Here is a 10,853-nt window from a genome sequence, read left to right as displayed (position 1 = left end):
CGTGGGGGGCTTCGGGGTCGGCAAGACGACCCTGGTCGGATCGGTCAGTGAGATCCGGCCGCTGTCCACCGAGGAGACGATGACCCAGGCCGGTGTGGGCGTGGACGACATCGTGGGGGTGGAACGCAAGACGGCCACCACGGTGGCCATGGACTTCGGCCGCATCAGCATCAACGACGAACTGGTCCTCTACCTCTTCGGGACACCGGGCCAGCAGCGCTTCTGGTTCCTGTGGAACGGGCTCTTCGAGGGCGCGCTCGGCGCGGTGGTGCTGGTCGACACGCGGCGCCTCGAGGTCAGTTTCGACGTGATAGGGCGGCTGGAGGAGCGCGGAACACCGTTCGTCGTGGCCGTCAACTCCTTCCCGGAGTCGCCCAGTTACCCGCTCGACGAGCTGCGGTCCGCCCTGGACCTGCCGGATCACGTTCCCCTGGTGGAGTGCGACGCCCGGTCCCGCAGCTCCGTCCGTGACGTGCTGATGACGCTCATGCGCCATCTCCACTCCCTCGCCGCCGCATCGGCCCTGTGATCCTTCCCCGCCCGTGATCAGGAGCGTCCCGTGACCACCCCACCCCCCGAATGCCCCGCCCACGGCCTCGGCCCGGGCGGCCTGCGCAGGCTCTACGGCCCCGAGGCCGCCGCAGACCCCATGGCCCTGTACGAGAAGCTGCGCGCCGAGCACGGAACGGTGGCCCCCGTGCTCGTGCACGGTGACCTGAACGCCTGGATCGTCCTGGGACACCACGAGAACCTCGAGGCCATGCGGAACCCCTCGCGGTTCTCCCGGGACTCCCGCATCTGGCGGCACTTCCGCGAGGGCAACGTCGCCATGGACTCGCCGCTGCTGCCGATGGTCGCCTGGCAGCCGCTGTGCGTCTTCGCCGACGGCGCCGAGCACGAGCGGCTGCGCGGAGCGGTCACCACCAGCATGGGCCGCCTCAACCGACGGGGTATCCGTCAGCACATCATCCGCTTCTCCAACCAGTTGGTCGACGAGTTCTGCCAGTCCGGGGAGGTCGAACTGGTCACCCAGTTCGCCGAGCAGCTTCCGGTGCTCGTCATGACCCAGCTGCTGGGCATGCCCGAGGAGTACGGGCCGAAGCTGGTGGAGGCCGGCCGCGACCTGATGCGCGGCACCGAGACGGCGGTGGCCAGCAACGAGTACGTGCTGTCCGCCTGCAAGCAGCTCGTGCAGCGCAAGCGGGCCGACCCCGGCGGCGACCTGACCTCCTGGCTGCTGCGCCATGAGGCGAACCTCACCGACGACGAGGTCGCCGAACACCTGCGGCTGATCCTGATCGCGGCCAACGAGCCCACCGTCAACTTCATCGTCGGCGCGCTCAAGATGGTGCTGACCGACCCCCGTTTCCGGGCCCACCTCTCGGGCGGTCACATGACCCTCCCCGATGCCCTGGAGCAGGTGCTGTGGGACGAGCCGTCGATCGCCGTGGTGCCCGGCCGCTGGGCCACGGGGGCCACCGAGCTGGGTGGTCAGCAGATCGAGGAGGGGGACATGGTGATGTTCGGCATCGCCGCGGGCAACGTCGACCCGCGCGTGCGGCCGGACCTCTCCACCCCCGTGCACGGCAACCGTTCGCACCTGGCCTTCAGCAGCGGCCCGCACGAGTGTCCCGGCAAGGACATCGCCCGGGCCATCGTCGACACCGCCATCGACACGCTGCTGATGCGGCTGCCGGACCTGCGGGTTGCCGTGCCGGAGGAGGAACTGACCTCGCAGGCCGCGTGGATCTCCCGGCACCTGGTGGCCCTGCCCGCGGAGTTCAGCCCGGCCAAGCCGCTCGGTGACCAGGGGCTGGCAGCGGCCGAACCGGCGCCCCGGGAGGTCCGCGTCCCGCAGACGCCCCCGAGGGGGCAGGTGTCCGAGGCCGCTCCGTCGACGACGGCCGAACTGCCCCCGGCGCAGCCGGAACCGGCCTTCGCGCCGCGGCCGGCGGCGGCCGTTCCCCTGCAGCGCCGTTCCTGGTGGCGTGCGCTCGTTTCGCGCCTGGGCGTACGACGGCGGTAGCCGTTGGCACGTGGTGTCTCACTGTGTGACCGGTTCAAGACGGGCGCACGGGCAAATGCGCCCGTGCGCCCGTTCGTGCGCCCTCCATGCCGTAGGGCCATCGTGGCTGGTTCGGCCAAGGTCGAGCATCGGGCGCACACACCTCGCCCATGAACACAACCGGAATGCGCGTCAACTGTCCTTCCCGTGACGCATTTTGGCCTCTTGACTGCTCCGCCATATGCCGGAGTAATTGTCATTTGAATGATCCACTTGTGTTCGATTTCCGCCACGCGTGCGGTGCGTCACAGGTGGAACGGTTGTGACAGCTGAGAGGTGGACGTCAGTGGAGCCCGGGTCCGTTGTTCCACTGGGCCGCCCTCCCGCGGGCCGCTCCGCGCGCTCCGGGCGCGCGGCCCGCGCCTGTTCCTGTCGGTCTACGTTTGGCGCGTTCATGGCAAGGTTGTGCGGAAGGTAGCAGGCGCTGGCCCGCCCTCCCCCAAGCTCGAAGGAGCATGTCCGTGACCACTGTGCCCGCCCTTCAACTGGCGCCCTTCTACTGCCCGATAGCACCGGCTGCCCACCCCCTGGCCGACGACCTGGACCGGGCCACCATCGAGTGGGTCCGCCGCTTCGGCCTGTACGAGGACGAGTCCCAGCGGCTGCGCCTGGAGCACGTCGGAGCCGGCCGCCTTGCCGCGCTCACCTCGCCGTACGGGACCGAGGAGGGGGCGCAGATATCGGCGGACTCCCTGATGTGGCTGTTCGCCTTCGACGACGCCCACTGCGACGAAGGCCGCCTGGGCCGGCGCCCCGGCGAGCTGAGTCGCGTGCTGACCAGGCTGCTGCGCATACTCGAGGCTCCCGAGACACCGTTGTCCCCGAACGGCACGTACTTCTGCTTCGAGGCGGCCTTCCGGGACCTGCGGCTGCGCGTGGGCCGGGTCGCCACCGCCGCGCAGATCGGCCGTTGGACGGACGCGATGCGCATGTACTTCCTGTGCCAGGTGTGGGAGGCGGCCAACCGGGTCGACGGTGCGGCACCCGGCCTCGACGACTACGCACTGCTGCGCATCCACAACGGCGCGATGAAGGTCAGTGTCATGCTGCTCGACGTCGCGGACGGGTACGAGGTGCCCCCGGCCGAGCTGGAGCGGCCGGACGTCCGTGCCCTCACCGAGGCGACCTGTCTGCTGGTCGGCTGGGACAACGACATCCTGTCCTACCGCAAGGAGCACCTGCGCGACGGTGACGACCAGAACCTGCTCGACGTCCTCGCGCACGCCGCGGGCAAGCCCGTCCCCGGCATGGTCTCCGAGGCGATGTTCCTGCGTGACCAGATCATGGTCCTGTTCACGACGCTGAGCGCGCAGGTGCACCGCACGGCATCATCCGAGCTGCAGCGGTACGTGACCTCGCTCGGGCACTGGATCCGGGCGAACCTCGAGTGGGGCACGACCTGCGAGCGCTACCTCAACCCCGAGGATCCCGCCTACCTGCCGACGACCTGGGCGCCGGCGCCGATGCCCGGCAGCGATGCCCCGGTGGACCTCCCGGCGATCTCCTGGTGGTGGAGGCAACTGGAGGACTGACGGACGGCCCCCGCGGGACCGTCCGCACCCTCGGCGCCCTCGTGCCGTCCGTCAGCGGGACGCCACGAGGGCGCCGCCGTTCCCGGGCACGAAGGCGTCGTCGGCGGGGGAGGAGGCCGGGCCGTCGGCGCCGGGGCCGTCGGCGGAGCGGGGGCCGGGGGTCGTGCCGGCCGGGGGCTCCCCGTCGGCCGGGTGCTTGTCGCAGGAACAAGTGGGCTTCAACATGTCGATCTCTCCCAGCGTGTGAGCCCGGGACCATCGCTCGAGACGCGATGATCCACGGTCGTTTCTTACCAGACCGGGACATTCGCCACCGTGGCGTTGAGGATTCCCGCGTCACGGGTGGCTCAACCGGCTACCGTGCCTCGTTCTCCGGCCGGCCCGGACCACAACTCCGATGAACGCCAAGGCGACTTGATCCGTACGGGAGCGCGGCGGGCGCCGGCGCCTCCTAGGATCACGCCATGGAACTGACGTTCGTGGACGTGAAGTCTGGTGAACCGGCCATGACCGCTGAAGTCGGGCCGCTGATCAGGGCGTTGCGACCGGCTCTGACCGCCGACGGTTTCGCGGCCTTCGCCGCCGAGGCGCATGACCAGGGGGTGGTCTTCACGGCGGCCCTGGACGAGCGGGAGCGTTACCTGGGGGTGGCGACGCACCGGGTGCTGACCACCAGCAGGGGGCGGTTGCTGCTGGTCGACGACCTGGTCACGGTGCTGGACGCGCGTGGCGCGGGGGTGGGCACGCGGTTGCTGGCGGAGGTGGAGGCCAGGGCCCGGGCGGCGGGCTGCGAGCGGCTGGAGCTGGACGCGGGCGTGGCCAACCACGGGGCGCACCGCTTCTTCCACGCCCGCCGTATGGCGATCACGGCGCTGCACCTCGCGCGCGAACTCACCTGACGGGCGCGGCGCGGGACGGCGGGGCCGTTCAGAGGTCCCCGGTGAAGGCCACCAGCTGCGGGGTGCCCCACGGTTCGGGGACCGCGGTCCGGGTGGCGTGGTCGAGGAGCCACTTCTTCAGCACCTCGAAGCCGGCGTCCCCGTAGGTGTCCTTGTAGAGCGCGGCGATGCCGGTGACGTGGGGGGCCGCCATCGACGTGCCGCTCATGATCGCGTAGAGCCCGCCGGGGAAGGCGGAGGCGATGTCGACACCGGGCGCGTTCAGGTTGACGCAGCTGCCGAAGTTGCTGAACGCCGCCCGGTGGTCGGCCCGGTCGGTCGCGGCGACGGTGAAGGACTCCGTGGCGCTCGCCGGGGAGATGACGCAGGAGCTGACGTCGTCGTTGCCGGCCGCGACGACCGGGAAGACCCCGGCCCGGGCCAGCGCGTCCAGGGTCTCGTTCATCGTCGGGGAGTAGAGGCCGCCCAGCGAGATGTTGGCCACGGCGGGCTTCACCGCGTGCCGGGCGACCCAGTTGATCCCGGCGATGATGCCGGAGTTGGGGCCGCGCGCCTCGCAGTCCAGCACGCGTACGGAGACCAGCGAGACCGCCCGGGCGACCCCGGTGTGCTCACCGCCGACCGTGCCGGCGACGTGCGTGCCGTGGCCCGCGCAGTCCGCGGCGTTCCGGCCGTCGTCCATCTCGTCGATGCCGGGCTTGGCGCGGCCGCCGAACTCCGGGTGGGCGAAGTCGATCCCGCTGTCGATGATGTACGCGGTGACCTTCGCGCCGGTCGCGCGGACGGTGAAGCCGTGCGTGGCCGGGGCGCGGTTGCTCACGCGCTCCAGGCCCCAGAACCGGCCGGTGCCGTCGGTGGGGGGCGGGCTGCCCGGCATCCGGCGGCTGGTCGACACCGGGGTCCGGTCCTCCGCGGGCAGGGTGACCGTGGTGTCCTGCTCGACGCCGCGCACCGAGGGCAGGGCCCGTACGCGGGCCAGTTGCCTGCCGGTGAGCGGGGCGGCGAAGCCCCGCATCACGCTGTCGTACACGTGGGCCGGGGTGATCCCGGCCGCGCTCGCCACGGCGGAGGGGTCGCTGTCCGGGGCCAGGGTGACGATGTAGCGGCCGGGGATGGAGTTCGGCGCCCCGACGCCGAGCAGGGGTGCCAGGGCGACGGAGGAGCGCGCCTGTGCGGGCACCGGCGCGGGGAGGGCGGCCAGCGCGGGGACGACGGTCATCAGCAGCGCGGCGAACGTCCGGCGCAGGGACACACGCATGTGTCGATCTCCTCGGGACTCGGCGGACAGCTCGGCCGACGGGCCGTCAGCCGGCCCTCTCCCCCACCCTGTCAGCCAGGATCGGACGCGGGCGCGCCCTGCTACGCCATCCGGGCCGGGGCGCGACGAGCAGCCCCAGGCCGATCCACACGTAGGCGCTGCCGCCCACGAGGGTGCCCAGGCCGCCCGTGCCGGGGTCGCCCCGCCACAGCCACACGACACTGCTGCAGAGCAGGACGTAGCTGCCGACCGCCGCGACCGTCGGGCCCCGGGTCCGTACCCGCAGCGCCTCGCCGGCCAGCGCCGCCAACGCCGGGACCAGCCACACCAGGTGGTGCACCCAGGTCACCGGGCTGACCAGGCAGGCCGTCACCCCCGTGAGGGCGACGCCCGTCGTGACGCCGGTCCGGCGCACCTTGTACGCCCACACCGCCAGCACCGCGACCACGGCCACCGCCCACACCCACGTGGGTGCGTCGAGCCGGGCGAAGGTGCCGCGCAGCGACTGGTTCGAGGCGTACGACAGCGAGCCGACGCGGTCGGTGTCCCACATCGCCCGGGTCCAGAAGTCGCGGGACGCGCCGGGCGCGGCCAGCGCCGCCAGCAGGGTCGCCCCGGTCGCGGTGGCGGCCGCGGTGAGGCCGGCGCGGCGGTGCCCGGCGAGCAGCAGCCACCCGACGAACAGCGCGGGCGTCAGCTTCACGGCGGCGGCGAGGCCGATCGCGCACCCGGCCCAGCGGCTGCCGCGGCGCAGCAGTTCGGTGTCGGCGAGCACCAGGGCGAGCAGGACCAGGTTGACCTGCCCGAAGGTGAAGGTGTCGTGGACCGGCTCCAGGAGCGCCATCAGGCACACGGCCAGCACCATCGCGTACCAGGGGGTCCAGCCCTCGCGGCGCACGATCGGCCACACCGTCCACCACAGGACGGCCGCCGCGGCGCAGATGTTGATCGCGGCCGCGCAGACGACGGCCGCGGGCCAGCTCACCAGGGCCAGCGGCAGCATGCACAGCGCGGCGAACGGCGGGTAGGTGAAGCCGTACGTCGTCCCGGGACTGAGGTAGTCGTAGACGCCGACGCCGTCGTGCGTCCAGGCGTTGACGGTGCCCCAGTACACGCCGAGGTCGAACCAGTGCCGGTGCAGCGGCACGGTGGCCAGGAAGAGCGCGGTCGCGACCACGGCGGCGGCCGCCGTCACGATCCGCCTCATGAGGCGAGCGCAGGACGTACGAGCCGGACCAGCCGCAGCGCGGCGAGCGGGAGCAGCGCGAGGGCCGCACCCGCGGCCGCCAGGGCGATCTGACGGGGCGTCGCGGCGAGCCCGCTGGGCAGCACCACGAGCGCCAGCACCGCGCTGGCGAGCGCGGCGATCCGCCGCACCCGGCCGTCGGGTGCGGCCACGGCGAGCGGCACGAGCCCCCACAGCAGGTACCAGGGGCGGATCGCCGGGCCCAGCAGTGCCACCGCGAGCAGGCTGATCCCCAGGGCGTACACCGGCCCGAGCCGCTCGCGGTACAGCCACACGGCGGCGATGACGAGCGCGGCCGCGGCCATGCCGAGCAGCCGCCAGACGTCCGGGGTGCCGGCGAACCGCCCCAGGACGTTGACCAGGGACCAGTTGGAGGCGGAGGCGGGCGTGGTCAGCGCGCCGATCCAGCCGTAGCCGACGCCGGTGACGGCGGTGACCGCCACGGTGGCCGCGCCGGCGACCGCCGCCGTGGCCGCTCCGGCGCGCGCCAGGCGCCGGCGGCCCTCCAGGTGTTCGGCCCACAGGCTGGCCACGACCAGCAGTCCGAGCGCCGCGGGCGCCTTGACCAGGGCGGCCAGGGTGACCAGCGCGGCGGCCACGACCGGGCGCCGGGCGAGTGCCGCGCCCAGGCCCGCGCCGAGCAGGCCGAGCATCACGGCGTCGTTGTGCGCCCCCGCCACCAGGTGCAGCAGCACCAGCGGGTTGAGCGCCCCCAGCCACACGGCCGCGGCCGGGTCCGCGCCGCAGCGCCGGGCGAGCCGCGGCAGCAGCGTGGCCAGCAGGGCCACCCCCAGCAAGGCCAGCGCCCGCATCCCGGCGACCCCGGCGTGCGCCCCGAAGCGCGCCAGCGCCAGGAACGCCGGCCCGTACGGCGCGGGGCTGTTCCGCCAGATCGCCGGCACCTCGGCCGCCGCCGTACCTCCCAGCACGCCCGGCCCGTGCGTGTAGGCGTCGATGCCCGCGTTCACCATCGTGCCCTGCGCCAGGTAGCTGTAGACGTCCCTGCTGAACAGCGGCGGGGCCAGCAGCAGCGGTGCCGCCCACACGGCGAACGTCGTCAGCAGCGCGCGTATCGACGGGGGCCGGGGCCCGCGCACCAGCCGGCCGAGCTGCCACCACGCCGCGACGAGCAGCCCGAGGCCGAAGTACGCCACCAGCAGTCCGGCCGCCGCCTGCCCCTGCGGCAGCGCGATCCCGTCCCGTACCGGCAGCGCCCCCGCGGCCATGCCGCCGATCGCCAGCGCGGCGGTACCGGCCAGCCCGAGAGCCATCGTGCGAGTCACGCCCGCACGTTCCCATCACCGGATGTCCGCCGGACGACCGGCGGGCGACCGGCGGATGACCGGCCCGGACGCGCGGCGCCCGCTTCGCTACGGTGAGGGCATGTTCAGACCCGGGGAACGCGACCGCGTACGGGCCCGGTTGCTCGGTCTCGCCGCGGACGACCCGGACGTCACCGGGGCCGCGCTCACCGGTTCGCTCGCGGTCCCGGGCGGCGGCGACCGGTGGTCCGACGTCGACCTGGTGCTCGGGGTGCGGGGCGAGGTGGGCGCGGCGCTGGCCCGCTGGACGGCGTGGCTGTACGGGCCCGGGTTCGGGGCGCTGCACCACTGGGACCTGCCGGCGGGCGCGACCGTCTACCGGGTGTTCCTGCTGCCGGGGGCGCTGGAGGCGGACCTGGCGTTCACGCCGGAGGAGCAGTTCGGACCCCGGGGGCCGCAGTGGCGGACGGTGTTCGGCTCCGCGGGCCGGGCGCCGGAGGCGGCGCCGGCCGACCCGGGGACGCCGGCGGGACTCGGCTGGCACCACGTCCTGCACGCTGCGGCGAGCATCGAGCGGGGCCGGCTGTGGCAGGCCGAGCACTGGATCGGCGCGGTGCGCACCCAGGTCATCGCCCTCGCCTGCCTGCGCCTTGGGCACCCCGCGGCCTACGCCAAGGGCGCCCACCTGCTGCCGGACGAGGTCACGGGGCCGCTGCACGCCACGCTGGTGCGCTCGGCGGAGCCGGCGGAACTGCGCCGCGCGCTCGCCGCGGCCGCGTCCGCCCTGGGGCGTGAAGTGGCCCGCACCGACCCGGTGCTGGCGGAGCGCCTGTGGCCGGTCCTGGTGGAGCGGGGCGGCGCGGCCGGCTGATCCCGGCGGCGGTGCCGCGATGATCTCCGCGGCGCGGCCGGGTCGTTCGAAGAGGAAGCCGTACCCGGCGCGGTGCAGGTGCCGAGGTCGAGCCGTTCCCGGTCGGTGAGGCCGATGTCGTCGGCGGTCCCGCCGACGACGACCGCGCGGACGCCGACGGCGCGCAGCCGGGCGAGCCGGCAGGCTGCGGACGACGACGACGTCGCAGCCCGTGTCGGCGGCGAGCCGTTCCACGAGGCGGGCGCGGTTCCTGATCGGCAGGTCCCCGGGAGCCGGGACGCGGCCGTGGCCGGGCAGGGCGATGGCTACCGGGCCGAATCCGGCGACCGCAGGTGCGGGCTCGGCCATGACGTCGGCGTGGAACCCGGTCGTGCGGACGTCCCGGCCCGCACGCCCACCGTCGGCGTTCTCGGCTCCGTACCCCGGCCCGGCCCGTCGGGGCGGGCGGGCACCGTGCTCCGTGCGCGGTGTGTCGGTGCGATCCTGAACCGCGTGCGAGATGCGATGACGGTGGTCGAGGCGGCGTTCGCCGGTGTCCTGGGGGCGCCGGAGGGGGACGTCGAGACGGCGCTGGACGCCGGGGCGTCGGCGATGGCGGCGGCGGAGGCCGGGTGGGACGAGGTCGGCCGGGCGGTGGCGACCGCGGTGGGCGGGCTGCTGCGGGGCTGCCGGGCGCGCGGCTGGGAGGACGCCGACCTGCTGCGGATGGTGCGCCGCGAACTGCGCCCGGAGCACGTGCGGCTCGCCGGGCGTCTGACCGCCGACGGGGGCGCTGACCCGGCGGGCCTCCTGACGGCGTACGGGGCGGCCGAGCGGCTGGACCGCTTCACGGTGGCGACGGCCGTGCTGGAGCTCGTCCGCCTGCTGGGGCGGCTGCCCGGGATCACGCCGCCGGCACCGGCCGCGCCCGCTGCGGGCGGTGCGGGGCATCCGATGCTGCGGCGGATCAGGGCGCTGCTGGCGAAGGCGGAGTCCACGGCCTTCCCCGAGGAGGCGGAGGCGCTGAGCGCGAAGGCCCAACACCTGATGGCACGGCACAGCGTGGACGAGGCGCTGGTCGCGGGCAAGGCGCCGGGCGGCGGCGGTCCCGGCGCGCGGCGGATCGGCGTGGAGCGTCCGTACGAGGCGCCGAAGGCGCTGCTGCTGGACGCGGTCGCGGCGGCGAACCGCTGCCGTGCCGTGTGGTCGGCGGAGTTCGGCTTCTCGACCGTCGTGGGCTGGGAGGCCGACCTGGAGGCCGTGGAGGTGCTGTACACCTCGCTGCTGGTGCAGGCCGAGGCGGCCATGCGCGGCGGCGGCGCCCCGGGGCCGGCCACGCGTCGCCCGGGACGCAGGGGCGGCAGGGGCGGCGCCAGGGGCGGGGACCTGTCGCGGGACTTCCGCGAGTCCTTCCTCATCGCCTACGCGGGCCGGATCGGCGAGCGCCTGGCCGCCGCCGCCCGTGACGCGACGGAGGAAGCCGCGGAGGCGGGCGGGTCCAGGGAGGTGCTCCCCGTGCTGGCGGCGCGCGAGGTCGCCGTCGGCCGCGCCGCGGACGCGATGTTCCCCGAGACCCGCACGCAGCGGCTCAGGGGCCGTGACCGCGAGGGCTGGGAACGCGGTACCGCCGCCGCCGACCGCGCCGCCTTCCACGGCCCGGCCGGCGCCGGACCGGGACGGGAGCGCGGCCGGGGCCCGGGTCCGTCCCCGGGTTCCCGGGGGTGAGGGAACGGCCTGCGCC

At 74.3% G+C, this 10,853-nt stretch carries 10 protein-coding genes; 6 read left to right on the top strand and 4 right to left on the bottom strand.

Features of this window, described 5'->3' with window-relative positions; translation table 11 throughout:
- Position 1: 1 nt before the first annotated feature.
- From ABZ312_RS02725 to ABZ312_RS02715, 3 genes are all read left to right on the top strand, one after another.
- On the top strand, positions 2–529 hold the full coding sequence (locus ABZ312_RS02725) for a GTP-binding protein (protein ID WP_500436252.1): 528 nt from the start codon (positions 2–4) through the stop codon (positions 527–529).
- A 30-nt stretch (positions 530–559) separates the two neighbouring features.
- Positions 560–2,026: a cytochrome P450 gene (locus ABZ312_RS02720; protein WP_500360828.1), complete on the top strand. Its 1,467-nt coding sequence runs from the start codon at positions 560–562 to the stop codon at positions 2,024–2,026.
- 500 nt (positions 2,027–2,526) lie between these two features.
- Positions 2,527–3,597, top strand: a complete 1,071-nt coding sequence (locus tag ABZ312_RS02715; protein WP_500360830.1) for a terpene synthase family protein — start codon at positions 2,527–2,529, stop codon at positions 3,595–3,597.
- A gap of 51 nt (positions 3,598–3,648) precedes the next feature.
- Here the strand turns inward: ABZ312_RS02715 and ABZ312_RS02710 are convergent, their stop codons facing one another.
- Entirely contained in the window at positions 3,649–3,822 is a 174-nt protein-coding gene (locus tag ABZ312_RS02710; RefSeq protein ID WP_500322686.1) for a hypothetical protein, read from the bottom strand.
- Between the two features lie 239 nt (positions 3,823–4,061).
- On the opposite strand from ABZ312_RS02710, the gene ABZ312_RS02705 reads away from it, so the two are divergent.
- Positions 4,062–4,496: a GNAT family N-acetyltransferase gene (locus tag ABZ312_RS02705; protein ID WP_500322687.1), complete on the top strand. Its 435-nt coding sequence runs from the start codon at positions 4,062–4,064 to the stop codon at positions 4,494–4,496.
- Between the two features lie 28 nt (positions 4,497–4,524).
- On the opposite strand, the gene ABZ312_RS02700 is transcribed toward ABZ312_RS02705, so the two are convergent.
- The 3 genes from ABZ312_RS02700 to mptB are packed head-to-tail and all read right to left on the bottom strand — an operon-like array spanning position 4,525 to position 8,271.
- Positions 4,525–5,754, bottom strand: coding sequence for a S8 family peptidase (locus ABZ312_RS02700; protein ID WP_500322689.1), 1,230 nt, complete (start codon positions 5,752–5,754; stop codon positions 4,525–4,527).
- Between the two features lie 46 nt (positions 5,755–5,800).
- Positions 5,801–6,961: a glycosyltransferase family 87 protein gene (locus tag ABZ312_RS02695; protein ID WP_500360467.1), complete on the bottom strand. Its 1,161-nt coding sequence runs from the start codon at positions 6,959–6,961 to the stop codon at positions 5,801–5,803.
- Positions 6,958–8,271, bottom strand: a complete 1,314-nt coding sequence (gene mptB / locus ABZ312_RS02690) for a polyprenol phosphomannose-dependent alpha 1,6 mannosyltransferase MptB (RefSeq protein ID WP_500322763.1) — start codon at positions 8,269–8,271, stop codon at positions 6,958–6,960. The genes ABZ312_RS02695 and mptB overlap by 4 nt, the downstream gene beginning before the upstream one ends.
- Positions 8,272–8,383: 112 nt before the next feature.
- On the opposite strand from mptB, the gene ABZ312_RS02685 reads away from it, so the two are divergent.
- Both ABZ312_RS02685 and ABZ312_RS02680 read left to right on the top strand, forming a co-directional pair.
- The gene (locus ABZ312_RS02685; RefSeq protein ID WP_500436250.1) at positions 8,384–9,133 is read left to right on the top strand and encodes a hypothetical protein; all 750 of its coding nucleotides are present in this window, start codon (positions 8,384–8,386) and stop codon (positions 9,131–9,133) included.
- A gap of 504 nt (positions 9,134–9,637) precedes the next feature.
- A complete protein-coding gene (locus ABZ312_RS02680; protein ID WP_500360472.1) occupies positions 9,638–10,837 on the top strand; it encodes a DUF2786 domain-containing protein in 1,200 nt (399 codons plus the stop codon).
- The last annotated feature ends 16 nt before the right edge of the window (positions 10,838–10,853 follow it).

Origin of the sequence: Streptomyces sp. NPDC006207 (assembly GCF_040613835.1) — a bacterium.
Taxonomy (GTDB): Bacteria; Actinomycetota; Actinomycetes; order Streptomycetales; family Streptomycetaceae; genus Actinacidiphila.
This window is presented reverse-complemented; position numbering and strand designations above follow the sequence as displayed.

What these genes read in the sequence shown, in the direction of transcription:
- ABZ312_RS02695 (WP_500360467.1), bottom strand. Translation starts at nt 6,961, where the DNA reads ATGAGGCGGATCGTGACGGCGGCCGCCGCCGTGGTCGCGACCGCGCTC.
- ABZ312_RS02710 (WP_500322686.1), bottom strand. Translation starts at nt 3,822, where the DNA reads ATGTTGAAGCCCACTTGTTCCTGCGACAAGCACCCGGCCGACGGGGAG.
- ABZ312_RS02700 (WP_500322689.1), bottom strand. Translation starts at nt 5,754, where the DNA reads ATGCGTGTGTCCCTGCGCCGGACGTTCGCCGCGCTGCTGATGACCGTC.
- ABZ312_RS02705 (WP_500322687.1), top strand. Translation starts at nt 4,062, where the DNA reads ATGGAACTGACGTTCGTGGACGTGAAGTCTGGTGAACCGGCCATGACC.
- ABZ312_RS02685 (WP_500436250.1), top strand. Translation starts at nt 8,384, where the DNA reads ATGTTCAGACCCGGGGAACGCGACCGCGTACGGGCCCGGTTGCTCGGT.
- ABZ312_RS02680 (WP_500360472.1), top strand. Translation starts at nt 9,638, where the DNA reads ATGACGGTGGTCGAGGCGGCGTTCGCCGGTGTCCTGGGGGCGCCGGAG.
- mptB (WP_500322763.1), bottom strand. Translation starts at nt 8,271, where the DNA reads ATGGCTCTCGGGCTGGCCGGTACCGCCGCGCTGGCGATCGGCGGCATG.